23 protein-coding genes are annotated in these 24,242 nt (G+C 72.8%); 15 read left to right on the forward strand and 8 right to left on the reverse strand.

Annotation, left to right across the window (positions count from 1 at the left end):
- The first annotated feature begins 105 nt into the window (after positions 1–105).
- The 8 genes from ACFPP6_RS18085 (at position 106) to ACFPP6_RS18120 (ending at position 6,771) form a co-directional block, all read left to right on the forward strand.
- Positions 106–915: a helix-turn-helix transcriptional regulator gene (locus tag ACFPP6_RS18085; protein WP_382043056.1), complete on the forward strand. Its 810-nt coding sequence runs from the start codon at positions 106–108 to the stop codon at positions 913–915.
- Positions 912–2,333 (forward strand): Fe-S cluster assembly protein SufB, encoded by a 1,422-nt coding sequence (gene sufB / locus ACFPP6_RS18090; protein ID WP_382043059.1) that lies wholly within the window; start codon positions 912–914, stop codon positions 2,331–2,333. The genes ACFPP6_RS18085 and sufB overlap by 4 nt, the downstream gene beginning before the upstream one ends.
- 93 nt (positions 2,334–2,426) lie before the next feature.
- Positions 2,427–3,608, forward strand: a complete 1,182-nt coding sequence (sufD, locus tag ACFPP6_RS18095; protein WP_382043061.1) for a Fe-S cluster assembly protein SufD — start codon at positions 2,427–2,429, stop codon at positions 3,606–3,608.
- On the forward strand, positions 3,605–3,931 hold the full coding sequence (locus ACFPP6_RS18100; RefSeq protein ID WP_058044945.1) for a non-heme iron oxygenase ferredoxin subunit: 327 nt from the start codon (positions 3,605–3,607) through the stop codon (positions 3,929–3,931). The genes sufD and ACFPP6_RS18100 overlap by 4 nt, the downstream gene beginning before the upstream one ends.
- A gap of 7 nt (positions 3,932–3,938) precedes the next feature.
- Positions 3,939–4,706, forward strand: a complete 768-nt coding sequence (gene sufC / locus ACFPP6_RS18105; RefSeq protein ID WP_382043064.1) for a Fe-S cluster assembly ATPase SufC — start codon at positions 3,939–3,941, stop codon at positions 4,704–4,706.
- Positions 4,703–5,959 (forward strand): cysteine desulfurase, encoded by a 1,257-nt coding sequence (locus ACFPP6_RS18110; RefSeq protein ID WP_058044947.1) that lies wholly within the window; start codon positions 4,703–4,705, stop codon positions 5,957–5,959. The genes sufC and ACFPP6_RS18110 overlap by 4 nt, the downstream gene beginning before the upstream one ends.
- A gap of 12 nt (positions 5,960–5,971) precedes the next feature.
- Positions 5,972–6,436, forward strand: coding sequence for a Fe-S cluster assembly sulfur transfer protein SufU (gene sufU, locus ACFPP6_RS18115; protein ID WP_382043067.1), 465 nt, complete (start codon positions 5,972–5,974; stop codon positions 6,434–6,436).
- Positions 6,433–6,771 (forward strand): metal-sulfur cluster assembly factor, encoded by a 339-nt coding sequence (locus tag ACFPP6_RS18120; protein WP_058044949.1) that lies wholly within the window; start codon positions 6,433–6,435, stop codon positions 6,769–6,771. Before sufU ends, ACFPP6_RS18120 begins: the two co-directional genes overlap by 4 nt.
- Positions 6,772–6,838: 67 nt before the next feature.
- On the opposite strand, the gene ACFPP6_RS18125 is transcribed toward ACFPP6_RS18120, so the two are convergent.
- The gene (locus ACFPP6_RS18125; protein ID WP_382043071.1) at positions 6,839–7,843 is read right to left on the reverse strand and encodes an agmatine deiminase family protein; all 1,005 of its coding nucleotides are present in this window, start codon (positions 7,841–7,843) and stop codon (positions 6,839–6,841) included.
- A gap of 152 nt (positions 7,844–7,995) precedes the next feature.
- Between ACFPP6_RS18125 and ACFPP6_RS18130 the strand changes: the two genes are divergently transcribed.
- The 3 genes from ACFPP6_RS18130 (at position 7,996) to dapD (ending at position 9,947) form a co-directional block, all read left to right on the forward strand.
- Positions 7,996–8,319: a DMT family transporter gene (locus ACFPP6_RS18130; RefSeq protein ID WP_382043073.1), complete on the forward strand. Its 324-nt coding sequence runs from the start codon at positions 7,996–7,998 to the stop codon at positions 8,317–8,319.
- Positions 8,319–8,870 carry a TetR/AcrR family transcriptional regulator gene (locus tag ACFPP6_RS18135; RefSeq protein ID WP_382043076.1) on the forward strand — a complete coding sequence of 184 codons (552 nt, stop codon included), beginning with the start codon at positions 8,319–8,321 and terminating at the stop codon, positions 8,868–8,870. The genes ACFPP6_RS18130 and ACFPP6_RS18135 overlap by 1 nt, the downstream gene beginning before the upstream one ends.
- Positions 8,871–8,957: 87 nt before the next feature.
- A complete protein-coding gene (gene dapD, locus ACFPP6_RS18140; protein ID WP_336011273.1) occupies positions 8,958–9,947 on the forward strand; it encodes a 2,3,4,5-tetrahydropyridine-2,6-dicarboxylate N-succinyltransferase in 990 nt (329 codons plus the stop codon).
- 65 nt (positions 9,948–10,012) lie between these two features.
- On the opposite strand, the gene dapA is transcribed toward dapD, so the two are convergent.
- Together dapA and ACFPP6_RS18150 are read right to left on the reverse strand one after the other, a co-directional pair.
- On the reverse strand, positions 10,013–10,924 hold the full coding sequence (gene dapA / locus ACFPP6_RS18145) for a 4-hydroxy-tetrahydrodipicolinate synthase (protein ID WP_382043080.1): 912 nt from the start codon (positions 10,922–10,924) through the stop codon (positions 10,013–10,015).
- Between the two features lie 70 nt (positions 10,925–10,994).
- Complete coding sequence (locus ACFPP6_RS18150) at positions 10,995–12,836, reverse strand: endonuclease/exonuclease/phosphatase family protein (protein ID WP_382043083.1); 1,842 nt, start codon at positions 12,834–12,836, stop codon at positions 10,995–10,997.
- A 295-nt stretch (positions 12,837–13,131) separates the two neighbouring features.
- Between ACFPP6_RS18150 and ACFPP6_RS18155 the strand changes: the two genes are divergently transcribed.
- The 3 genes from ACFPP6_RS18155 (at position 13,132) to ACFPP6_RS18165 (ending at position 17,565) form a co-directional block, all read left to right on the forward strand.
- Positions 13,132–14,649 (forward strand): hypothetical protein, encoded by a 1,518-nt coding sequence (locus ACFPP6_RS18155; protein ID WP_382043086.1) that lies wholly within the window; start codon positions 13,132–13,134, stop codon positions 14,647–14,649.
- Positions 14,650–15,013: 364 nt separating this feature from the next.
- Positions 15,014–16,453: an alkaline phosphatase PhoX gene (locus tag ACFPP6_RS18160; RefSeq protein WP_382043089.1), complete on the forward strand. Its 1,440-nt coding sequence runs from the start codon at positions 15,014–15,016 to the stop codon at positions 16,451–16,453.
- A gap of 71 nt (positions 16,454–16,524) precedes the next feature.
- The gene (locus tag ACFPP6_RS18165; RefSeq protein WP_382043091.1) at positions 16,525–17,565 is read left to right on the forward strand and encodes an MsnO8 family LLM class oxidoreductase; all 1,041 of its coding nucleotides are present in this window, start codon (positions 16,525–16,527) and stop codon (positions 17,563–17,565) included.
- Here ACFPP6_RS18165 and ACFPP6_RS18170 read toward each other — a convergent pair.
- Positions 17,540–18,760: a TerD family protein gene (locus ACFPP6_RS18170; RefSeq protein ID WP_382043304.1), complete on the reverse strand. Its 1,221-nt coding sequence runs from the start codon at positions 18,758–18,760 to the stop codon at positions 17,540–17,542. The genes ACFPP6_RS18165 and ACFPP6_RS18170 overlap by 26 nt on opposite strands.
- A gap of 145 nt (positions 18,761–18,905) precedes the next feature.
- A complete protein-coding gene (locus tag ACFPP6_RS18175) occupies positions 18,906–19,715 on the reverse strand; it encodes an NAD-dependent epimerase/dehydratase family protein (RefSeq protein ID WP_382043094.1) in 810 nt (269 codons plus the stop codon).
- Between the two features lie 183 nt (positions 19,716–19,898).
- Here ACFPP6_RS18175 and ACFPP6_RS18180 point away from each other — a divergent pair, with 183 nt between their 5' ends.
- The gene (locus ACFPP6_RS18180) at positions 19,899–21,065 is read left to right on the forward strand and encodes a serine hydrolase domain-containing protein (RefSeq protein WP_382043097.1); all 1,167 of its coding nucleotides are present in this window, start codon (positions 19,899–19,901) and stop codon (positions 21,063–21,065) included.
- Between the two features lie 60 nt (positions 21,066–21,125).
- On the opposite strand, the gene ACFPP6_RS18185 is transcribed toward ACFPP6_RS18180, so the two are convergent.
- From ACFPP6_RS18185 to ACFPP6_RS18195, 3 genes are read right to left on the reverse strand one after another with little or no spacing between them, the layout of a single operon-like run.
- Positions 21,126–21,749 (reverse strand): response regulator, encoded by a 624-nt coding sequence (locus ACFPP6_RS18185; RefSeq protein ID WP_382043306.1) that lies wholly within the window; start codon positions 21,747–21,749, stop codon positions 21,126–21,128.
- Positions 21,750–21,787: 38 nt separating this feature from the next.
- Positions 21,788–23,071 (reverse strand): sensor histidine kinase, encoded by a 1,284-nt coding sequence (locus ACFPP6_RS18190; RefSeq protein WP_382043100.1) that lies wholly within the window; start codon positions 23,069–23,071, stop codon positions 21,788–21,790.
- A complete protein-coding gene (locus ACFPP6_RS18195; protein WP_382043102.1) occupies positions 23,068–24,072 on the reverse strand; it encodes a hypothetical protein in 1,005 nt (334 codons plus the stop codon). The genes ACFPP6_RS18190 and ACFPP6_RS18195 overlap by 4 nt, the downstream gene beginning before the upstream one ends.
- Positions 24,073–24,242: the final 170 nt, after the last annotated feature.

The following is a 24,242-nucleotide window of genomic DNA, read 5'->3' on the forward strand; positions in this document are numbered from 1 at the left end:
CCAAGATCGACGGGTGGCGGTTAGGTAACCCTTAGTGATCGAGGACACCCCGGGCGGCCCCGGCCGGGCTTGTCCGGCTCCCGGCAATTACGCAACAATGGTGTTGTGAAATACGTGCGCGAGGTCCCGCAGGACCCCGCGGCCAGTACGGAGGGATCCGTGGCCGCCGGGCCCCAGCAGGCTGCGCCCGCGCCCGCCCGCGCCGACGAGCGCGGTCACGACGAGCAGCGCGGCACCCGCAACCGCGTCGCCCGCTCCATCCTCGACCACGGTCCGTCCACCGCGGCCGAGCTGGCCCTGCGCCTGGAGCTCACCCAGGCCGCCGTCCGCCGCCACCTCGACACCCTCGTCGCCGAGGGCGTCGTCGAGCCCCGCGAGAAGCGGGTCTACGGCGCGCGCGGCCGCGGCCGCCCCGCCAAGGCCTTCGCCCTGACCGACTGCGGCCGGGACGCCTTCGACCAGGCCTACGACAAGCTCGCCGGGGACGCCCTGCGCTGGATCGCGCAGGCCGCCGGGGGCGGGGAGATGGGCGAGGCCGCCGTCGCCGCCTTCGCCCGGGCCCGCATGGCCGCCCAGGCCGAGGGCTACCGCAAGGCGCTCGAGGCCGCCGCGCCCGAGTCGCGCACCGAGGCCCTTGCCAGGGCATTGACCGCGGACGGGTACGCTGCTACGGCGCGTAGCGCGCCGGTCGGCGAACAGCTTTGCCAGCACCACTGCCCGGTCGCCCATGTCGCCGAGCAGTTCCCGCAGCTGTGCGAGGCGGAGACCGAGGTCTTCTCCCGCCTGCTCGGGACTCATGTGCAGCGTCTTGCCACCATCGCCCACGGCGACGGGGTGTGCACGACGTTCATCCCGAAGAGCAAGACCAAGACCACCACAGCATCCGCCAGCACGGCCGGGAGGAACCCCGCATGACTCTCCCCACGGAGACTGCCCACCCTGAGCTCGAAGGCCTGGGCACGTACGAATACGGCTGGGCCGACTCCGACGTGGCCGGTGCCGCAGCCAAGCGCGGCCTCTCCGAGGACGTCGTCCGCGACATCTCGGCCAAGAAGTCCGAGCCGGAGTGGATGCTCAAGCTGCGCCTGAAGGGCCTGAAGCTCTTCGACAAGAAGCCCATGCCGACCTGGGGCTCCGACCTCTCCGGCATCGACTTCGACAACATCAAGTACTTCGTCCGCTCCACCGAGAAGCAGGCCGCCACCTGGGAGGACCTGCCGGAGGACATCAAGAACACCTACGACAAGCTGGGCATCCCGGAGGCCGAGAAGCAGCGCCTCGTCGCCGGTGTCGCCGCGCAGTACGAGTCGGAGGTCGTCTACCACCAGATCCGCGAGGACCTGGAGGAGCAGGGCGTCATCTTCCTGGACACCGACACGGCCCTGAAGGAGCACCCCGAGCTCTTCCAGGAGTACTTCGGCACGGTCATCCCCGTCGGTGACAACAAGTTCGCCTCGCTGAACTCCGCCGTGTGGTCCGGCGGCTCCTTCATCTACGTCCCGAAGGGTGTCCACGTCGACATCCCGCTGCAGGCCTACTTCCGTATCAACACGGAGAACATGGGCCAGTTCGAGCGGACGCTGATCATCGTCGACGAGGACGCCTACGTCCACTACGTCGAGGGCTGCACCGCCCCGATCTACTCCTCGGACTCGCTGCACAGCGCCGTCGTGGAGATCATCGTCAAGAAGGGCGGCCGCTGCCGCTACACGACCATCCAGAACTGGTCGAACAACGTCTACAACCTGGTCACCAAGCGCGCCGTGGCCTACGAGGGCGCGACCATGGAGTGGGTCGACGGCAACATCGGCTCCAAGGTGACGATGAAGTACCCGGCCGTCTACCTGATGGGCGAGCACGCCAAGGGCGAGACCCTCTCCATCGCCTTCTCCGGCCAGGGCCAGCACCAGGACGCCGGCGCCAAGATGGTCCACATGGCGCCGAACACCTCCTCCAACATCGTCTCCAAGTCGGTGGCGCGAGGCGGCGGCCGCACCTCCTACCGCGGTCTGATCGAGATCGGCGAGGGCGCCCACGGCTCCAAGTCGAACGTGCTCTGCGACGCCCTGCTCGTGGACACCATCTCCCGCTCGGACACCTACCCCTACGTCGACGTCCGCGAGGACGACGTCTCCATGGGCCACGAGGCGACCGTCTCCAAGGTGAGCGACGACCAGCTCTTCTACCTGATGAGCCGCGGCCTCTCCGAGGACGAGGCGATGGCGATGATCGTGCGCGGCTTCGTCGAGCCGATCGCCCGCGAGCTGCCCATGGAGTACGCGCTGGAGCTCAACCGGCTGATCGAGCTGCAGATGGAAGGCTCCGTCGGCTGACCCTCTCCCCGCCCCGGAGGCGGGGGAGGGGCACGGGCGCCCCCGACCGCAGCAGCGAACCCTTTGTGACAGGAAGAGAGCACGACGACAGCCATGGCTGACAACACCCCCGCCGGCAGCACGACCGACGGCGCCATCCAGGTGGGCGGGCCCCGCCAGCCCATCGACGCGCGCGTGAGCGCCCCCGCCTCGTACGACGTGGCGGACTTCCCCGTGCCGCACGGCCGCGAGGAGGAGTGGCGCTTCACCCCGCTGGAGCGCCTGCGCGGTCTGCACGACGGCACCGCCGTTGCGAACGGCGGCGGCGTCAAGGTCGAGGTCAGCGCCCCCGCGGGCGTCACCGTCGAGACCGTCGGCCGTGACGACGCCCGCCTCGGCCGCTCCGGCAAGCCGGTCGACCGCGTCGCCGCCCAGGCCTACACCTCCTTCGAGAAGGCCTCGGTCGTTTCGATCCCCAAGGACACCGTCCTCACCGAGCCCGTCACGATCTCCGTGCACGGCGAGGGCGGCGTGGCCTTCGGCCACCAGGTGATCGAGGTCGGCGCCTTCGCCGAGGCGGTCGTCGTCCTCGACCACACCGGTGACACCACGCTCGCCGCCAACGTCGAGTTCCTCGTCGGCGACGGTGCCAAGCTCACCGTCGTCTCCGTCCAGGACTGGGACGCCACCGCGGTGCACGCCGCCCAGCACACCGCGCTGGTCGGCCGCGACGCCTCCTTCAAGTCCGTGATCGTCACCTTCGGCGGCGACCTGGTCCGCCTCCACCCCCGGGTCGTCTACGGCGCCCCCGGCGGCGAGGCCGAGCTCTACGGTCTGTACTTCACGGACAAGGGCCAGCACCAGGAGCACCGCCTCTTCGTCGACCACGACACCCCGCACTGCCGCAGCAACGTCGCCTACAAGGGCGCGCTGCAGGGCCAGGACGCCCACGCCGTCTGGATCGGCGACGTCCTCATCCGCGCGGAGGCCGAGGGCACCGACACCTACGAGCTCAACCGCAACCTCGTCCTCACCGACGGCGCCCGCGTCGACTCCGTGCCCAACCTGGAGATCGAGACCGGCGAGATCGTCGGCGCCGGCCACGCCTCGGCGACCGGCCGCTTCGACGACGAGCAGCTGTTCTACCTGATGGCCCGCGGCATCCCGGCCGAGGAGGCCCGCCGTCTGGTGGTCCGCGGCTTCTTCGCCGAGCTGGTCCAGCAGATCGGCATCCCGGAGCTCGAGGAGCGCCTCATCGCCAAGATCGAGGCCGAGCTGGAGGCGTCGGTGGCATGAGCGAGACCCCGTACATCCGCGCGGCCGCACTGAGCGACCTGGAGGAGGACACCCCCAAGCGGGTCGAGATCGACGGCGTCCCCGTCTCCCTCGTCCGCACGGAGGGGGAGGTCTTCGCCATCAACGACATCTGCTCGCACGCGAACGTCTCGCTCTCCGAGGGCGAGGTGGAGGACTGCGCCATCGAGTGCTGGCTGCACGGCTCCAGCTTCGACCTGCGCACCGGCAAGCCCTCCGGCCTGCCCGCCACGCGCCCCGTCCCCGTATACCCCGTCAAGATCGAAGGGGACGACGTGCTCGTCTCCGTCACCCAGGAGTCCTGAGTTCCCCATGGCAACGCTTGAGATCCACGACCTGCACGTCTCCGTCGAAGCCGAGAACGGCCCGCGCGAGATCCTCAAGGGCGTCGACCTGACCGTGAAGCAGGGCGAGACCCACGCCATCATGGGCCCCAACGGCTCCGGCAAGTCGACCCTGGCGTACTCCCTCGCGGGTCACCCCAAGTACACGATCACCGGCGGCACCGTCACCCTCGACGGCGAGGACGTCCTGGAGATGTCCGTCGACGAGCGCGCCCGCGCCGGCGTCTTCCTCGCCATGCAGTACCCCGTCGAGGTGCCCGGCGTCTCGGTCTCCAACTTCCTGCGCACCTCCGCCACCGCCATCCGCGGCGAGGCCCCCAAGCTGCGCACCTGGGTGAAGGAGGTCAAGGGGGCCATGGAGCGCCTCAACATGGACCCCGCCTTCGCCGAGCGCAACGTCAACGAGGGCTTCTCCGGCGGTGAGAAGAAGCGCCACGAGATCCTCCAGCTCGAGCTGCTCAAGCCGAAGATCGCGATCCTCGACGAGACCGACTCCGGCCTCGACGTCGACGCCCTGCGCCAGGTCTCCGAGGGCGTCAACCGCGTCCGCGAGACCGGTGAGGTCGGCACCCTGCTGATCACGCACTACACGCGCATCCTGCGCTACATCAAGCCCGACTTCGTCCACGTCTTCTCGGGCGGCCGCATCGTCGAGTCCGGCGGCGCCGAGCTCGCCGACAAGCTCGAGGCCGAGGGCTACGAGGCCTACCAGACGAAGGGTGGCGTAACCGCGTGACCATACTGCCGGGCCTCCTCGACACCGAGGCGATTCGCAAGGACTTCCCCATCCTGGACCGCACGGTCCACGACGGTAAGAAGATCGTCTACCTGGACTCCGCGGCCACCTCCCAGAAGCCGCGCCAGGTGCTCGACGCGCTAAACGCGTACTACGAGCGGCACAACGCCAACGTCCACCGCGGCGTCTACACCATCGCCGAGGAGGCCACGGCGCTGTACGAGGGCGCGCGCGACAAGGTCGCCGCCTTCATCAACGCCCCCAGCCGCGACGAGGTGATCTTCACCAAGAACGCCTCCGAGTCGCTCAACCTCGTGGCCAACATGCTCGGCTGGGCCGACGAGCCCTACCGGGTCGACCACGACACCGAGATCGTCATCACCGAGATGGAGCACCACTCCAACATCGTTCCGTGGCAGCTGCTCTCGCAGCGCACCGGCGCGAAGCTGAAGTGGTTCGGCCTCACCGACGACGGCCGGCTCGACCTGTCCAACATCGACGAGATCATCACCGAGAAGACCAAGGTCGTCTCGTTCGTGCTGGTCTCCAACATCATGGGCACCGTCAACCCCGTCGAGACCATCGTCCGGCGCGCCCAGGAGGTCGGTGCGCTCGTCGTCATCGACGCCTCCCAGGCCGCCCCGCACATGGTGCTGGACGTCCAGGCCCTCCAGGCCGACTTCGTGGCCTTCACCGGCCACAAGATGTGCGGCCCGACGGGCATCGGCGTCCTGTGGGGCCGTCAGGAGCTGCTGGAGGACCTCCCGCCGTTCCTCGGCGGCGGCGAGATGATCGAGACCGTCTCGATGCACTCCTCCACCTACGCCCCCGCGCCGCACAAGTTCGAGGCCGGTACGCCCCCGATCGCCCAGGCCGTCGGCCTCGGCGCCGCGGTGGACTACCTGTCGGCGATCGGCATGGAGAACATCGCCCGGCACGAGCACGCCATCACGCAGTACGCCGTGCGCCGCCTCCAGGAGGTGCCGGACCTGCGCATCATCGGCCCCACCACGGCCGAGGACCGCGGCGCCACGATCTCCTTCACGCTCGGTGACATCCACCCGCACGACGTGGGCCAGGTCCTCGACGAGCAGGGCATCGCGGTGCGCGTCGGCCATCACTGCGCGCGGCCCGTCTGCCTCCGGTACGGAATTCCTGCGACCACGCGGGCGTCGTTCTATCTGTACTCCACCCCCGGCGAGGTCGACGCCTTGATCGAGGGTCTGGAGCACGTCCGGAACTTCTTCGGCTGAGAGCTGCTGACTGTGAAGCTTGATTCGATGTACCAGGACGTCATCCTGGACCACTACAAGCACCCGCACGGCCGGGGCTTGCGGGATGGCGACGCCGAGGTGCACCACGTCAACCCGACCTGCGGCGACGAGATCACGCTGCGGGTGCGCATGGCCGGCGACACCATCGAGGACGTCTCGTACGAGGGCCAGGGCTGCTCCATCAGCCAGGCCAGCGCTTCCGTGCTCAACGAGCTGCTGGTCGGCAAGGAGCTGGAGCAGGCGCAGAAGATCCAGGAGACCTTCCTGGAGCTGATGCAGTCCAAGGGCCGCATCGAGCCGGACGACGCGATGGAGGAGGTGCTGGAGGACGCGGTCGCGTTCGCCGGCGTCTCCAAGTATCCGGCGCGCGTGAAATGTGCTCTGCTGAGCTGGATGGCGTGGAAGGACGCGACCGCCCAGGCAATGGGTGAGGGCGCTGAAAGGAAGACCGCATGAGTGACAACGCAGAGGTGACCACCAAGCCGGCCACGGAGGAAGAGGTCCGCGAGGCCCTCTACGACGTGGTCGACCCCGAGCTGGGCATCGACGTCGTCAACCTCGGCCTGATCTACGGCATCCACATCGACGACGCCAACATCGCCACCCTCGACATGACCCTGACGTCCGCGGCCTGCCCGCTGACCGACGTCATCGAGGACCAGGCGAAGTCGGCCACCGAGGGCATCGTCAACGAGCTCCGGATCAACTGGGTCTGGATGCCGCCGTGGGGCCCGGACAAGATCACGGACGAGGGCCGCGAGCAGCTCCGGGCACTCGGCTTCAACGTCTGAGCCGCACGCCGTACGAGCCGTACGACCCCGTACGACAGACAGCAGCAGCCCGCTCCCTGACCCCCGGTCAGAGAGCGGGCTGCTGCTGTGTGGCGCAGTGGATGCCGCCGCCGCCCTCCGCCAGGTCGTGGATCTCGACCTGGCGGACCGTGCGGCCGGGGTGGAGGTCGCGCAGGAGGGACGCCGCGTGGTCGTCGGCGCGGCGGTCGCCGAAGCGGGGGACGAGTACGGCGCCGTTCGCCACGTAGTAGTTGGCGTAGCAGCCGAGGAAGTCCTCGCCGCGTTCGCCGAGCTCCGCCGGGTCCGGTTCGGGGAGGTCCACGATCTCCAGGCGGCGACCGTGGGCGTCGGTGGCCGCTTCCAGGGCGGCGCGCGCCTGCTCGTACACGCGCGTCCAGACGTCCGGCCGCGCCCCGGGCGGCGGGCTGCTCAGCAGCACCGTGCCGGGGGCGGCGAAGCGGGCGAGGGCGTCGACGTGGCAGTCGGTGACGTCCTCGCCGCGCACGCCCTCCAGCCAGATCACCTTGCGGGCGCCGAGCAGCTCCACGAGGGCCTTCTCGATGTCGTCGCGCGAGCGGCCCGGGTTGCGGTTGTCGTTCACCAGCGAGCTCTCGGTGACCAGCAGCGTGCCCTCGCCGTCGGTCTCCAGCGAGCCGCCCTCGGCGACGATCGGCGCCTCGGTGCGGGGCACCCCGAAGGCCTCCAGCACCCGGCGCGCGACCAGGCCGTCCCGGGGGTGCTCCTGCTTGCCGCCCCAGCCGTTGAAGCCGAGGTCGACGCCCGCGTCCGCCCCGCCGGGGCCGGTGACGAAGACGGGGCCGGAGTCGCGCAGCCAGAGGTCGTCGACGGGCAGGGGCACGACCTCGACGCTCCCGCCGCACGCCTTCCGCGCCGCCCCGGCGTCCTCGGGCGAGGCGAGCAGCACCACGGGCTCGTACTCCGCGAGCGTCCGGGCGATCGCGGCGACGTCCCTGCGCACCGCGGTGGTGTACCGGCCCCATACGGAGCCGGCCGGTGGCCAGCCCATGAAGGTGCGCAGGTGGGGCTGTGACTCGGCGGGCATCTGATGCATCGTCGGGATTCCTCGGAGCTGCTCGGACGGACTGCGGTCATGGTTTTTCCACCAGGATGACGCGGAAACCGGCATCGGCGTTGACGAGTCCGCGAGCCCCTGCCGGACCTGGATGCGTACGGCCGTACGCATCGATGTGTACGCTCGTACGCATGATGTACGTGACGCTCGCCGGAGCGATCCTCGCCGAGATCCTGGCCACCACCGCCATGAAGCTCAGCGACGGCTTCAGCAAGCTGTGGCCCTCGGTCGGCACGGTGGCGGGGTACCTCGTGGCCTTCGCCCTGCTCGCGCAGACGCTCAAGACCATGAACGTCGGAACGGCCTACGCCATCTGGTCCGGCGCCGGCACCGCCGTCGTGGCCGCCATCGGCATGCTCTTCCTCGGCGAAGCCGTCAACGCGGCTCGGATCGGCGGCGTCCTGCTGGTGATCGCCGGGGTCGTCGTCCTCAACCTGGGCGGGGCGTCCCACTGATGGCCCGCCGCTACGACCCCGAGCGCCGCGACCGCATCATCGACGCCGCCATCCGCGTCGTCGCCGAACGCGGCATCGACGCCCTCAGCCACCGCGCCGTGGCCACCGCCGCCGACGTGCCGCTCGGCTCCACCACGTACCACTTCGCCACCCTCGACGACCTGCTCGTGGAGGCGCTGCGGCGCACCGCACGGGAGTGGCTCGACGGCCTCGCCGCCTGGGAGCGGGCCGCCGACCCCGGCCTGCCCCTCGCCGAGGAGCTGGGCCGGCTCGTCGGCGAGTCGCTCACCGGGGACCGCAGGCGCCTGGAGCTGGAGTACGAGCTCTACCTCGCCGCGCTGCGCCGCCCGGCCGTACGGCCCATCGCCGCGGAGTGCGTGGACGAGATGGCCGCCGTCCTGCGCCGCCGCACCGCCGACGAGGCGACCGCCCGCGCGCTCGCCGCGCTGATCGACGGCATGCTGCTGCAGCACCTGCTCACCGGGCGGCCCTTCGACCGGGACGAGGCGGTCCGGGCGCTGGCCGCGGTGACGGGCGGCCCGGTCCGGTGACCGGCAGGGGCCGTCCGGGCCGGGGCGCGGCCGCCGCGGGCGCGACCGGTTCGCCTTGAGAGGCCCGGTCCGGTTAGGTTTTCGAGCATGACCGATGCTGTTGCCTCCCGTACCACCGGCGCCGTCGCCGCCGGCCTTGCCACGATCACCGAGGACGGGACCGTCCTCGACACCTGGTTCCCCGCCCCGGAGCTCACCGAGGACGCCGGCCCCGCCGGCACCGAGCGGCTGAGCGCCGAGCGCGCCGCCGAGCTGCTCGGCGAGAACGCCCTCAAGGCCGTCGGCCCGGACCCGCGCCGGGGCGTCGAGGTCGTGGCCGTCCGTACGGTCATCGCCTCGCTGGACGACAAGCCGCTCGACGCGCACGACGTCTACCTGCGCCTGCACCTGCTCTCCCACCGCCTGGTCAAGCCGCACGGCCAGAACCTGGACGGCATCTTCGGCATGCTCGCCAACGTCGCCTGGACCTCGCTCGGCCCCGTCGCCGTCGACCGCGTCGAGACGACGCGCCTGGCCGCCCGCGCCGAGGGCCTGCACCTGCAGGTGACCAGCATCGACAAGTTCCCGCGGATGACGGACTACGTCGCCCCGTCCGGCGTGCGCATCGCCGACGCCGACCGCGTCCGCCTCGGCGCCCACATCGGCTCCGGCACCACCGTCATGCACGAGGGCTTCGTCAACTTCAACGCCGGCACGCTGGGCACCTCCATGGTCGAGGGCCGCATCAGCGCGGGCGTCGTCGTCGGCGACGGCACCGACATCGGCGGCGGCGCCTCCACCATGGGCACGCTCTCCGGCGGCGGCAAGCAGATCATCTCCATCGGCGAGCGCTGCCTGCTCGGCGCCGAGTCGGGCATCGGCATCGCGCTCGGCGACGAGTGCGTCGTCGAGGCCGGCCTGTACGTCACGGCCGGCACCCGCGTCACCCTGCCGGACGGCGAGATCGTCAAGGCGCTGACCCTCTCGGGCGCGGACAACATCCTCTTCCGCCGCAACTCCACGACGGGCGCCGTCGAGGCCCGCCCCTACAAGAGCACCTGGGGCGGCCTGAACGAGATCCTGCACAGCCACAACTAGAGGTGGACGGGGCGGGACGATTCCGGGCCCGCCCCTCCCGTGCCGCCGCGCCGCGCGCGGTGTCCTCAAACGCCGGACGGGCCGGGAATTGCGGCTTCGTATGTCTTGACCAGTGCTTCCGTACGGTCCGGGGACGCCGCGCGCAGCGGCGCCCGCACCGGGCCGGCGGGCCGGCCGAGGGCGTTCAGCAGGGCCTTCGCCGTGACCGTGCCGGGGAGGCCGGAGGCCATCATCAGTTCGGTCAGGGGGAGCACCTGCTGGTGCAGGCGGGTGGCCTCCGCCGGGGCGCCGCGGTCGAAGGCGTCCAGGGCCGCGGCCAGCAGGGGGCCCGCGACGTTGGCGACCGTGCTGACGTAGCCGGTCGCGCCCACGGCGCGCAGCGGAAGGTTGAGCTCCTCGGAGCCCGAGTAGTACGCGAGGTCCGTGGCCGCGATGACCTTCGCGCTGCCCAGCAGGTCGTACGCGCAGTCCTTGACCCCCGCGATGCGCGGGTGCTCGGCCAGGCGCAGCATGGTGCCGGGTTCGATGCGGGTGGCGGTGCGGCCCGGGATGTCGTAGAGCATCACGGGCAGTCCGGTCGCGTCGGCCACGGTCAGGAAGTGCTCGGCGATGTCCTCCTGCGGCGGCCGGCTGTAGTAGGGGGTCACCACGAGCACGCCGTGCGCGCCGGCCGCCTCGGCGGCCCGGGCCAGCTCCACGGTGTGCCGGGTGCCGGCCGATCCGACGCCCGCCGTGATGCGCGCCCGGTCGCCGACGGCCTCGGCCACGGCCCGCACGAGCGCGCTCTTCTCCGCGTCGCCGGTGGTCGGCGACTCCCCGGTGGTGCCGTTGAGGACGAGGCCGTCGCAGCCGCCCTCCCCGACGAGGCGGTCGGCGAGGGCCTGCGCCCCGTCCAGGTCGAGCTCTCCCTCCGGGGTGAAGGGGGTGACCATCGCGCAGACGGTACGGCCGAAGGGGCTGGTGGGAGTGGGCGTCATGGACGCGATTCTCGGCCCCTTCGACCGTACAGGTCTATTTAATTGTTCTGGCCTTGACCGGTAAGCACTGCTACGGCTTCCAGCGCAGCACCTGCGGGTCGTGGTCGCTCGCCTGGTCGGCGAACTCCGCGTTGATGTGCACGATGTCGTAGTCCACGCGGCGCACGTGAGGGCTGGTCAGGATGTGGTCCAGCACCTGGGAGTTGCCCTGGAAGACGTAGCCGTAGCGCTCGTTGCGCGGCAGCCGGTCGACCTGGTCGGTCAGCACCTTGCCCGCGGTGAGGGTCTTCACGGCGGACGAGAACTGGAAGTCGTTCAGGTCGCCCGCGACGATGACGTTCGCGTGCCGGTCGGCCGCCAGCAGCTGCTTGACGAAGGCGTTCACCGACTTGGCCTGCTCCTTGCGCTGCACCTCCGACGGGCGGGCCGGGGGCTGGAAGCGGCTGTCGACGCCCTGGTCGCCGCCCTTGGAGTTGAAGTGGTTCGCGACGACGAAGACCCGCTGGCCCCGGAAGGTGAACTGGCCCGCGAGGGGCTTGCGGCTGTTCGCCCACGCGGCGTTGCCGGGGTCGATGCGGCCGGGCGAGGCGGTCAGCGCGGCCTTGCCGCCCGCGCGGACGGCCTTGACGGCGGTGGTGGAGTCACCGCCGGGGGTGTCGGTGAAGGAGACCCGCGCGGGGTTGAAGAGGAACGCGGTGCGGATGTTGCCGCCCGGCTGGCCGCCGTCCTGACCGTTGACGGGGTTGATCTGCCGCCACTCGTACGCCGGGCCGCCGGCCGCCTTGATGGCGTCCGTGAGCTTGCGCAGCGTGTGACCGGCGTCCACGGTGCCGTCGTCGGTGGTGCCGTTGTCGTCCTGGACCTCCTCCAGGGCGACGATGTCGGGCGCGGCGAGGTTGGTGACCAGCGCGGCCGCCAGCCGGTCGAACTTCGCCTGCGGCGTCCTGGGGGAGAGGTTCTCCACGTTGTACGTGGCGACCGCGAGCTCGTCGCCGCGCTGCTTGCGCGTCGTCTCGCGCTTCAGGCCGCGGTCGGTGAGCTTGCCGAGCTCGGTGGCCTGCAGCGTGTAGCCGCCGAAGTTGTCGTAGTCCAGCGGGCCGGCCGTGGTGCCGGTCAGCTCGTCGCCGACGTTCGCGACGGGGAAGGGGCGCTGGGCGAAGGGGATCAGCGAGACCACCTTGACCCGGCCGGCGTTCGGGTCGCCGTAGGAGCCGTAGAGGGTGCCGCCGCGGGCGGTGCGGTTGTGGCGCGGCTCGGCGGTGACCCACAGGTCCTTGTGCTCGCTGGTCGCGCCGACGACGGGGGCGTCCTGCACGGAGACGCGCATGCCCTCCAGTGACTCGTAGCGGTCCAGGGCGTACGAGCCGGGCCGCAGCGCGAGCTTCTCGACGGAGCCGCCGCGCGCGTCCGGGGCGTAGCGGTCGGGGATCTGCGACGGGCGCAGCTTGACCGGGGCGGGCAGGGCGTTGCCGGAGGAGCGCACCGTCCACGTGGCCTTGGTGAGCTGGGTGACCGACTGCAGGCCGGCCTTCTCGCCGCCCGGGTAGTACTCGGTGACGGTGCCGGAGACGGCCACGGCGTCGCCCACGGCGACGGACGGCGCGGTGGAGCCGGTGAAGACGAAGATGCCCTCGCTCGTCGCGTCGTTGCGGTCCGGGCGGGTGTCCTGGATCCAGAAGCCGCGGGCCGAGCCGAAGGCGCGCACGGCCGTGACGACGCCGGGGACGTCCGACACCTGCTGCCCGGCGAGCGGGGACACCCGGGTCCTGCCCTGGATGTCGTGGATGCGCAGGCCCTCGGCGTTCGCCTGCTGCGGAGCGGCGAGCAGCCCCGCGGCGAGCGCGCCGGCGACGAGGGAGCCGAGGGCCGCGGGTCTGCGCAGGGAGCGGCGGGTGGACGGGCGAGCGGGCACGGGGGCCTCCGGTGGGAATGCGAGGGGGGTATGACGTGGAGGAATCGTCGTTGACGCGATCCTGACGATCTCTACGCGCGTCAATGTCTTGCGAGCCCGGGGAAGTTGTCAAGGTTCCGTGGGTAACCGTCAGCCATATGTCCGTCGGCGGTTCGGCGAACCGGGCGGCAAGGCGGAAATCCCGTCTACGCTTGGGCACCGCGCCCGGTCCGCGGCGCCGCACGGCCACACCGCGCATCGCCGCACGTCACCGTACGTGCCGCGACGCATGTCACGACGAGGAGAGACCCCCCTGATGTCCGGAGACCGTCCGACCATGCCGCCGGTGCGGCTCCCCTCCGACGCGGAGCTCGCGCGCGACGCGCTGTCCGCGCCGCTGCTCGCCCGCGCCGCGAAGCTCGCGCGCTGGGCCGGCGAGGAGGGCATCCCGGTCGGGGTCGGCGGCGAGCTGCTCGCGGAGCAGCTGCGGGCGGCCACCGAGCTCCTCGGGCTCGCGGGCGACGAGGACGGCGACGCCTACGCCATGGACGCGTGGCAGCACGCGCTCGACACCGGGCTCGTGGACTTCGAGGAGAACGAAGAGGACGAGGCGGGCGAGGCGGGCGGCGAGGTGCCGGAAGCGGGCGAGGACGAGCCCCGGGGCACCGCCGTCGCCGGCGAGGAGCTCCCCACGCTCACCTCCGGCAGCCCGGCCGACGTCCTCGAACTGTTCCTCGGCGGCTTCGAGAGCGTCCTCGCCGACGCCGCCGCGCCCGACCTCGGCGACATCGCCGACCGGATCGCCGAGGGCGAGGACCTCGACCTCGACTCCCTCGACTGGGACCCCGAGGGCGAGGCCGACTTCCTCGACGGCGTCCTCGGCAACCTCTACCTGCTGACCGCGCTGGAGCAGAGCGACGCCCAGCACCCCGTACCGCTGCCGGCGCTCGCCGCGTCCATGATCGTGCCCGACGACATGGACGAGCCCACGGACGACATCCTCGAAGAGGTCTCCGACGCGATGATGCGCCTGGACGACCAGTTCCGGCTGCTCGCGCCCACCGGGATCATCGAGTACCGGCCCGTCGACGAGTCCCTCATCGAGGAGGTCGACGGCGAGGGCCACATCCGCGAGTCCGTCGACGGCGTCGCCTCCGACGCCCCCGAGGAAGAGGACGTCAGCCGCTACGGCATGGTCTCCCTCACCCCCCTCGGCCTGTTCGCCGTCCGGACCCGCATGGCGGAGGCGGGCATCGACGCCCCCGCCGTCGGCGACCTAGCCGACAAGGGCGCCGACGTGCTCCTGGCCGCCCTGCCCGGCCACCCGGAGACGGCCGCCCGCGCGGAGGCCGGCCTGTGGCTCGCCCGCCGCACGCCGGTGGACGCCGCCCGCGAGCTGCTCGCCGCCGGGCGCGGGGACGACATGGACGCGCCCTCGCGCCGCCTCGCCTGCCAGGAGACGCTCTCCCTCCTCGGCGCCGGGGCCGAGCCGGCCGTGCGCGAGGTCCTCGACGACCGCGAGCTGGGCGGGCTCGCCCGGGTGTGGCTCGCCGAGCACGGGGCGACGGACGTGCCCGAGCCGGGCGAGGACATGGTCTTCTGGCTGACGATCGACACGATCGCCGCACAGCTGGCCGCCTCCGGCGACACGGACGAGCTGCGCGGCCTCGTGGAGGGCCTGGTCGGCCAGCACGGCGGGTTCTTCGAGACGGCGTGGCGCGTGGACCACCCGGCGACGGCGGAGGTCCTGGAGGCCATGGGCCGCCTCCACCCGGAGAAGAAGATCGCCAAGGAAGCCCGCAAGGCGGCGTTCAAGGCCCGCTCCCAGCGGTGACGCTGCGCTGAGCTTCGCGGCGACGGCGCGGCCGGCGCCGTCCCGGCGCCGCGGGTGCCGCGCCGCGGGGGGTGCCGGGGGCTGCTGCCTGTACCCGGGGTCGGTTCGGCACCGCCGGTCTTCGTCGTGAGGGTTGTGCGCCGTCGCGGCGGAAGCGAGTGGCCGGGCCGGTCGGCTCCGGGGACCCTGATGGGCCCCGGCTGTGCCTTGCCGGGCGCAGTCCGGGGCGTGGGTGGCGTGTGGGAGGGGGCTTGCGCTCCCTTGGCGCTAGGGGTTCCGACCCGTGCGCTTCGTGTGGTGTTCATACGGTATTCGGCGGGGAACGGGAACGTAAGCGCGTGAGCCTGCGGACCCTGGAGATCAGATGACCCTCAGCCGAAGAGACTTCGCGAAACGATCCGCCGTCGCCGGTGCCGGGGTGGCGCTGACCGGCAGTGTCGGCGTGCTCGCCAGTGCCCCCGGTGCCCTGGCGGGCGCCGTGCCGGAGCAGTCCGGCGCCCGCCCCCGCCCCCGGCCCGGCTACGGGCCCCTCGTGCCGGACCCGAAGGGCCTGCTGGCGCTGCCCGCCGGGTTCTCCTACCGCGTCGTGACCCGGGCCGGCGTCACCAAGCTGGAGTCCGGCGAGCACACACCCTCGCACCACGACGGCACCGCCGCCTTCGCAGGCCCCCGCGGCGCCACCGTCCTCGTCAACAACCACGAGCTCAAGGGCCCCCGGGCCGGCTGGAAGCACCCGGTGCCCCTCGCCGAGGGCCTCGTCTACGACCCGGCCGCGTCCGGCGGCTGCACCGTCGTCGAGGTCTCCCACGACGGCTCGCACGTCGCCGAGCGGGTCGGCATCGCGGGCACGTCCACCAACTGCGCCGGCGGAGCCACTCCGTGGGGCACCTGGCTGACCTGCGAGGAGACCGAGGACAAGGCCGGCCAGAACGGCATGACCAAGGACCACGGCTACGTCTTCGAGGTCGACCCGCAAGACCGCCGCGCCAACCGCGCCCCCAAGCCCGTCAAGGCGCTGGGCCGCTACGCCCACGAGGCCGTCGTCACCGACCCCTCCCGCGGTCACCTCTACCTCACCGAGGACGCCTCGGGCCCCAACGGCCTGCTCTACCGCTGGACCCCGCCGAAGGGCTTCCGGCACGGCCGCGGCAGGCTGCGCACCCTCGCCGACGACGCGGGCGCGCTCCAGGCCTTCAAGTGCTTCGACTCCGGCGGCCGCTTCGTCGACGACCTCTCCCGCGCCACCCGGACGGGCACGGTCTACGGCGTCGACTGGGTCGGCGTGCCCGACCGCGACGCCCGGTCGGTGCCGGTGCGCAAGCAGTTCAAGGACGGCGAGGTCACCCGGGCCCGCAAGCTGGAGGGCATGTGGTGGGCGGACGGGGGCGCGTACATCGTGGCGTCCTTCGCCCGGGAGGAGAGCCCCGTCCAGCACGACGGCCAGGTGTGGTTCTACAACCCCGGGCGCCGCACCCTCACCCTGAAGGTGCGCCTCGGCGTCAACAAGGACCCGGGCCGGGACGGCACCTTCGACGGTCCGGACAACATCACCGTCTCGCCGCACGGCGGCCTGGTGGTGGCCGAGGACGGCGAGGGGATCCAGCACCTCTTCGGCGCCCTCGACGACGGCCGCACGTACCCCATCGCCCGCAACGAACTGAACATCGGCACCCCGCAGAAGCCCGAGTACAGCGAGTTCACCGGCGTCACCTTCTCGCCCGACGGCAGGACGCTCTTCGCCAACCTCCAGGACCCGGGCATCATGCTGGCGATCACCGGCCCCTGGCGCCGTCAGGGCAGGTGAACCGGGCACATGAGTACCTGAGCGCCCGGAGCGCCCGGGAATCATGACCGGTCGCCTTTGTTGAAGGAGAGGTGACGATCCGGCTCTCCGTACTCGACCGCTCCCGCACCCGCCGGGACCGCCCGCAGGGCGAGGCACTGCGCGACACCGTGCGGTTCGCGCAGCAGGCCGAGGAACTCGGCTACCACCGCTTCTGGGTCTCGGAGCACCACAGCGTGCCCGGCGTGGCGGGTTCGGCCCCGACGGTGCTCGCCGCGGCGGTGGCGGCCGCGACCTCGCGGATCCGGGTGGGCACGGGCGGTGTGATGCTGCCCAACCACCGCACGCTCGTCGTCGCCGAGCAGTTCGGGGTGCTGGAGTCCCTCTTCCCGGGCCGCATCGACATGGGCCTGGGCCGCTCGGTCGGCTTCACGGACGGCATCCGCAGGGCCCTGGGCACGGACAAGGACGCCATGGGGGACTTCGCCGGGCAGCTCGCCGAGCTGGAGGGCTGGTTCACCGGGGGCCCGCGCCCGCACGACGGGGTGCACGCCCGCCCGGCGGAGGGCCTGTCGGTCCCGGCGTTCGTCCTCGCCAACGAGGCGGGCGCGGACCTGGCGGCCGCCGCGGGGGCGGCCCTGGTGATCGGCGGCCTGAGCGGCGAGGAGCGGATGCTCGCCGCCGTGGCCCGCTACCGGGCGGCGTTCCGGCCCTCGGAGTGGTGGCGCCGCCCGTACGTCGTGGTGGCGGGGAACGTGGCCGTCGCCGCCACCCGCGAGGAGGCCCGCAGGCTGCTCGTGCCCGAGGCGTGGGCGCTGGCGCACGCGCGGACGCACGGCGCCTTCCCGCCCCTGGAGCCCGCGGAGGAGACCGAGGCGCGGGCGATGAGCGAGCGGGAGCGACGGCTGTACGAGGACGGGCTGCGCGGGCACGTCCACGGCACGGAGGACGAGGTGTCCGCCGCGCTCGGGGCGCTGATCGAGCGCAGCGGCGCCGACGAGGTGCTCGTCACCACGTCCTCGTACGACCGGGAGGCGCTGCTGGACTCCTACCGCAGGCTGGCCCGGCTCGCCGGGCTGACCGCGGGCCCGGCGGGCCGGGAGCGGCTCACAGGGCCTGCGCGGCGGGCTTGACCAGATCGCGCACGGTGCGCGACTTCACGAACTCGCCCAGGGCGGTCATCTCCCACTCGCCCGAGTACTGCCGGATGAACTTCGCCATCAGCACGCCGGTCTTGGGCTCCGCGCCGGTCAGGTCGAAGCGCACCAGCTCCTCGCCCGTGCGGGCGTCGAGCAGCCGGCAGTAGGCCTTGGCGACCTGGTTGAACTTCTGGCCGGTGAAGGAGCTGACGGTGAAGACCAGGCCGGTCACCTCGGGCGGCAGGCCCTCCATGTGCACGGTGATGGTCTCGTCGTCGCCGGAGCCCTCGCCGGTGAGGTTGTCGCCGGAGTGCTGGATGGCGCCGTTGAGGATCTGCAGCTTGTTGAAGTAACAGGCGTCGATCATGTTGCGGTCGGGGCCGTAGGCGATGACGGAGGCGTCCAGGTCGATGGCGGGGGCGCCCCAGGCGGGCTCCCAGCCCAGGCCCATCTTCACCGACTGCGTCAGCGGCCGGCCGCCCTTGACCAGGGACACCGTCTGGTTCTTCTGCAGGCTGACCCGGCCCTTGTCCAGGTTGATCTTCCCGGCGCCGGGGGCGGGGGCGGGCGGCGCCGGGGGAGCGGCGGGCGCGGCCGGGGCGGCCGCGGGCATCGGAGGCACGGGGGCCGCCGGCGCCACGGGGGCGGCCGGCTGCACGGGCGCGGGGGCCACGGGCGCGGGCGCCGGGGCCGCGGGCTCCTCCACGCTCACGCCGAAGTCGGTGGCGATGCCCGCCAGGCCGTTCGCGTACCCCTGACCGACCGCGCGCACCTTCCAGGCGCCCGCCCGCCGGTAGACCTCCACGATCACCAGGGCGGTCTCGGCACCCAGCCGGGGCGGGGTGAACGTGGCGAGGACCGAGCCGTCGTCGGTGCTGCGCACGGTGGCCGTCGGCTCGATGCCGGCGAAGCTCGCGCCCTGGGCGTCGGGGCTGGCGGTCACCACGATCTTCTCGATGCCGGCCGGGACGGCGGCGGTGTCCACCACGATGGCGTCGGGCGAGCCGCCGGACGCGGCGCGGTGGGCCACGCCCGGCCCGGAGGGCTGGTTGTAGAAGACGAAGTCGTCGTCGGAGCGCACCTTGCCGTCGGCGGTGAGCAGCAGGCCCGACACGTCGAGCCGCACCGGGGCGGTGACGTCCACCGTCACGCGGGCGACGGAGAGAGGGATGTTCGAGCCGGGTGTCATAGCGGTCATGCCCCGGGTAACGAGTGGCCGCTCTTTGCGGTTCCATTACCGAGCCCTCAGTTTCGCCCGCTTCCTCCCGGTTCCGCCCGGTCGCGGCCGGTTCCGTAAGGCGGCCGCAGCCCGGCCGGTGTGCCGTCGCCGCAGGTCAGCCCGGGTTCCAGCGGGGCGGCTCGGTTGCGCAGAACTCGCCGCCGACGCGTCCGTGGCCCTCCCGCGGGGTTCCGCTCTCCGCGGCCAGCAGGGTGGGCGCGTACGGCTCGGAGTCGTCCTGCGGCTCGTAGCCGAGGGCACGGGCGGTCGACAGGTCCCACCACAGCCTGGTGTTCGCGGAGCTGCCGTAGGCGACGGTGTGGCCGACGCCGTCGGCCGTCAGGGCGGCGTGCACGAGCCGGGCGCAGTCGCCGGGGCTCAGCCAGACCGACAGCATGCGCACCGATACGGGCTCGGGGAAGCAGGCGCCGATGCGCAGGGAGACGGTCTGGATGCCGTGCCGGTCCCGGTAGAGGGAGGCCAGGTCCTCGCCGAAGCACTTGGAGAGGCCGTAGAAGGTGTCCGGGCGGTGCGCGGTCTCCACGGGCAGGAGCGGGGCGCCCTGCGCGGGGACGGGCGCGAAGCCGACGGCGTGGTTGCTGGAGGCGAGGACCACGCGCCGGACGCCCGCCTCCCGGACGGCCTCGTACAGGTGGTACGTGCCCTCGATGTTGACGCGCAGGATGTCCGCGAAGGACGCCTCCAGAGGGATGCCCGCCAGGTGGACGACCGCGTCCACGCCGTCGACGGCCTTCCGCAGCGCCTCGCGGTCGGCGAGGTCCGCGGTGACCGCGTCCGGCTCGCCCGGCACCGGCCGGGCGTCGAACAGGCGCAGCCGGTGGCCGAGGGCGGGCAGCCGCGTGCGCAGGTGGGTGCCGATGCGGCCGGCCGCGCCGGTGAGGAGGACCGTGCGGGATGCGGGCATGGCGCCTGGGCCTCCTGGGGCAGTCCGGGATCCGGAAGAGGAAGCGCACACGCTAAGGAGCCGGTGCGGGGTGGTCAAGGAGGCACGGACGGCTTTCGGAGAGATGACGATCATCACGAAATAACGGCGGCCCCCGCTCTGCTGCACCCACCGGAGCCATCACTGATCACAGGGAGCACACACATGCCGAGCCCCACCGCCGCGCAGGGGACCGTCGTCCGGGGAACCGTCGCCGAGGGATACGAGGGCGTCCGCGAGGAGTTCGAGGCCACCTTCGCCGAGGAGCGGGCCGGGCACTCCGCCCAGTTCGCCGCCTACGTCGACGGCGAGCAGGTCGTCGACCTGTGGGGCGGCCCCGGCATGGAGGGCGACTCGCTCACCGGCGTGTTCTCCTCCACCAAGGGCGCGGCCCACCTCGTCGTCGCCCTCCTCGTCCAGGAAGGCGTGCTCGACCTCGACCGCGAGGTCGCCCACTACTGGCCCGAATTCGCCGCCGCCGGCAAGGAGTCCGTCACCCTGCGCGACCTCCTCGCGCACCGGGCCGGAGTCGTCGGAGCCGAGGACGGCTTCACCATGGAGGAGCTCGCCGACGACCGCGCCATAGCCGAGAAGCTGGCCGGCCAGCGGCCCCACTGGCGCCCCGGCACCGCCTTCGGCTACCACGCCCTCGTCATCGGCGCCCTGACCGGCGAAGTCGTCCGCCGCGCCACGGGACGCACCATGCAGGAGCTCTACGAGGAGCGCATCCGCGCCCCCTACGGCATCGACTTCTACATGGGCCTGCCCGAGGAGCACGAGCACCGCGTCCTCGACATCCAGCCCATGGACCCGACGCCCGGCCAGAAGCGCGCCCTGCTCGAGGGCGCCTTCGGCCCGCGGAGCCTGACGGGCATCGCCTTCAACCTCAACCACCCCCGGCCCACCGTGCTGGAGGACCTGCCGAACCACCGCGTCATCCGCGCGGCCGGCCCCGCCTCCGTCGGCGGCATGGCCTCCGCGCGCGGCCTGGCCCGCATGTACGCGGCCGCCATCAGCGGCGTCGGCGGCAAGGAGGCGCTGCTGACGCCCGCCACCGCCGCCGACTTCGCCCAGATCCACTCCGTCGGCTACGACGTGGTCGCGCGTCAGCACCAGGCCTTCGGCCTGGGCTTCGGCGCCATGGGGGACAAGTACCCCTTCCTCGGCGCCCGCGCCTTCGGCCACGGCGGCGCCGCCGGCTCCCAGGCCTTCGCCGACCCGTCCAACGGGCTGGCCTTCGGCTTCAACCGCCGCCGGTACGGCTTCCGGGACGACAACGACCCGCAGGTCGCACGCCTGGCGAAGGCGGTCGGCGAGGCCGCGGGCCGCTGACCCCACCGGGGCATCCGGCGGTGCCGGGCCGGGCCGCAGCCCGTCCCGCGCCGCCGCCCCTCAGCGCGGGGACACGAAACCGCATTCGTAGGCGGCGATGACCGCCTGGGTGCGGTTGCGGACGCCCAGTTTGGCCAGCGCGCCTGCCACGTGGGTCTTCACCGTCGCTGCGCCCAGGACGAGCTGTTCGGCGATTTCGGCGTTCGACAGGCCCCGGGCCATCAGGCGGAGCACCTCCGCCTCCCGGTCCGACAGCTGCGCGCGCAGCTTCCCGGCGGCCGTCTTCGCCCGGCGGGCCTGCGCGTGTTCCGCCGCGAGGGCGCGCACGGCGGAGGGGAAGAGCAGCGAGTCGGTGCGGGCCACGAGCCGGACGGCCTGGACGAGTTCGTCGGCGCCCGACCGCTTGAGGAGGAAGCCGCTGGCGCCGGCGCGCAGCGCGTCGTACACGTAGCTGTCGTTCTCGAACGTGGTGACGACGATGACGCGCGGCGGGGAGTCCATGCCGCCGAGCAGCTGCTCGGTGGCCCGGATCCCGTCGACCTCGGGCATCCGTACGTCCATCAGGACGACGTCGGGGCGCAGTTCGCGGACGACGGAGACCGCTTCCGCGCCGGTCGTGGCCTCGCCGACGACCTCCAGGTCCTCCTCGGCGCCCAGGATGGCCCGCAGGGCGGTCCGCACCATGCGCTCGTCGTCGGCGAGCACGATCCGCAGGGGCGGCGTCACCGGCCCGCACCCCCGCTCAGCGGCAGGCGGACGGCGAGCCGCCACACCCCGTCCCGCTCGCCGGAGCTGCTGCTGCCGCGCAGCAGCCGGGCCCGTTCGGCTATGCCCGTCAGACCGCGGCCGCCGCCGGTGCGGCGGTGCGCGCGGCCGGGGGCCTTGTCGGGGTTGACCGGATTCTCCAAGGCGACCTCCACGGCGTCGTCGTGCACGGTGATCCGCAGCAGCACGGGCACCCGGCCCGCGTGCCGCAAGGCATTGGTGAGGCCCTCCTGCACGATCCGGTACGCCTCGCGGGAGACGACCGGCGGCACGCCGTCCAGGGCCGGGGGCGCGGCGAGGGTGACGGTGCCGCCCGCGGCGCGGGTGCGCTCCAGCAGCCCGTCCAGGCCGGCGAGGGTCGGCGCCGGCGCGGCGGACGCGGCGCCGTCCTCGCGCAGCAGGCCCAGGACGGTGTCCAGTTCGCCGACCGCCTCGCGCGTGGTCTCCTCGATCGCGGCCAGCGCCTGCCGCGCGAACTCCGGGTCGGCGTCGAGGACCTTGCGCGCCGCGCTCGCCTGCAGGGTGACGGCGCTCAGCGCGTGCCCCACGGAGTCGTGCAGCTCGCGGGCCAGCCGGTTGCGCAGGGCCAGCCGCATGGCGTGCTGCTCGGCCTCGGCCAGCCGGTCGGCGGCCGTCGGGCCGAGCAGGAGGGGTGCGCAGCGGGCGAGGAGCGCGCCCGCGCCCCAGGACGCCGCGGCGAGCAGGACCAGTACCGCCAGGCCGGCGGGCACCGCCAGCAGCGTCCACGGGAAGGCCAGGTCCCCCAGCCCGTACGGGGCGTCGTCGCCCCCCGGGACGCCCGTGAACGGCAGGGCGATCAGCATCAGCGCGAACGGGGGCGTGGCCAGCGACATGCCGCTCACGATGCCGCCGGCCAGCAGGTGGAGGGTGTACCACAGGGCGGTCCGCCCGCGCGCGGCCCGCGAATCGCCCGGGCCCGTCGCGAGGGCCTCCTCCGGCACCCCGCACAGGGCGCGTGCCGCCGCCGACTCCAGCGTCCGTACGAGGGGTACCAGCGCGGTCACCGCCGCCGGCACCAGCGCCAGCGCGAAGACGCCGAACTGCCGGCCGACGGTGGAGGGGAAGAGGATGTTCGTGTCCCTGACGAAGACCGCCGTCAGTGTGCTCGCCAGCAGGTAGTACGGCATCAGCAGCGCACCGCCGAGCAGCAGGTGCACCCACCGCAGCCGGGCGCGGCGGCCCACCAGGGCACCGGCGCCGCGCCGGAGGAGAGACGTCACAGCGCGGCGGCCCGGGCGGAGCGCTGGACGAAGAAGCGCGTGCCGGCGGCGAGGACGAGCAGTCCGATGATCACTTGCACAGCGTAGGCGACGGCCATCGTCGCCGTCGGCCCCCGGCCGTCGTCGGCCAGGGAGGTCAGCATCGCGAGCAGCTGCCAGCCGCCCCACGCCGCCGACGCGGCCGAGCCGACGCCCGCGAGGAGCAGCGGCACCCGCAGCGGCAGCCGCCCGCCGCGTCCGGACAGCGCCCGGCCGGACAGCAGCAGGACGGCGCCCGCGATCGTCGCCGCGGCGTACAGCACGTAGCCCGACTCCCCGGCCGCGAAGGTGCCGCTGTACATCCGGGCCATCTCCGGCGAGAGGCCCGCCGACACTCCGCAGGTCCACATCAGGTGGACCGCGCCGGGCAGGACCGCCAGGACGCCCGCCGCGGTCAGCGCGGCCCGCGGGCCCCGGCCGAGCGGGCGGTCCGCCAGGTCCCCGACGCGGCCCCGCCACAGGTGGCCCCAGCGCTCGCGGGCGTACAGCGCGAACAGGGTGCCCAGGGCCAGCCCCTGGACGATGAACCCCGTGTAGACGACGCCGAAGACCCACTCGTCGAGGAACGGCTCGTCGGCCCCGCTCCCGGAACCGGACGCCGAACCGCCCAGGGCGCGGACGATCAACTGCGCGGGGAAGCCGTACATGATGGGCGTCAGCAGCCCCACCGCACCCCACATGGGCAGTGCCAGCAGCCATGCCGGGACGCGCTGGCCCCAGGGTCTGGTCAGCAGCAGGGCGAGGACGACGACCGCGGCGTCCATCAGGATGGTCACGGCGTTCGCCACGACCAGGCCCGTGCCGGCATCCCGCAGGCTGCTTCCCTCCGGGATGCCGACGTGGCTGCCCGCCACCCAGGCGGCCTTGAGGCCGAGGTAGGGCAGGCAGGCGGCGATGGTCACCGCGCGGAGCGCGCGGCGCTTGGTGGCGTGGTCGTCCGGGACGGTCGTCGTACTGGTCATGTGACCAGCCTTCCGTCCGGCAGGCGCCGGCGCGTCGCCCTGACCGGCGGACTTCCTCCGCCGAGAGGCGGAGGGACGGCTAGTTCTCAGGCAGGGGACCGGGGACTCGCACGGACGGACCGGTGGATGGACTCATGGACGGATCGATCGCCGTACGCGCATAGTGGGTG

Origin of the sequence: Streptomyces aureoversilis (assembly GCF_042657885.1) — a bacterium.
In the GTDB taxonomy this organism is placed as follows: Bacteria; Actinomycetota; Actinomycetes; order Streptomycetales; family Streptomycetaceae; genus Streptomyces; species Streptomyces aureoversilis.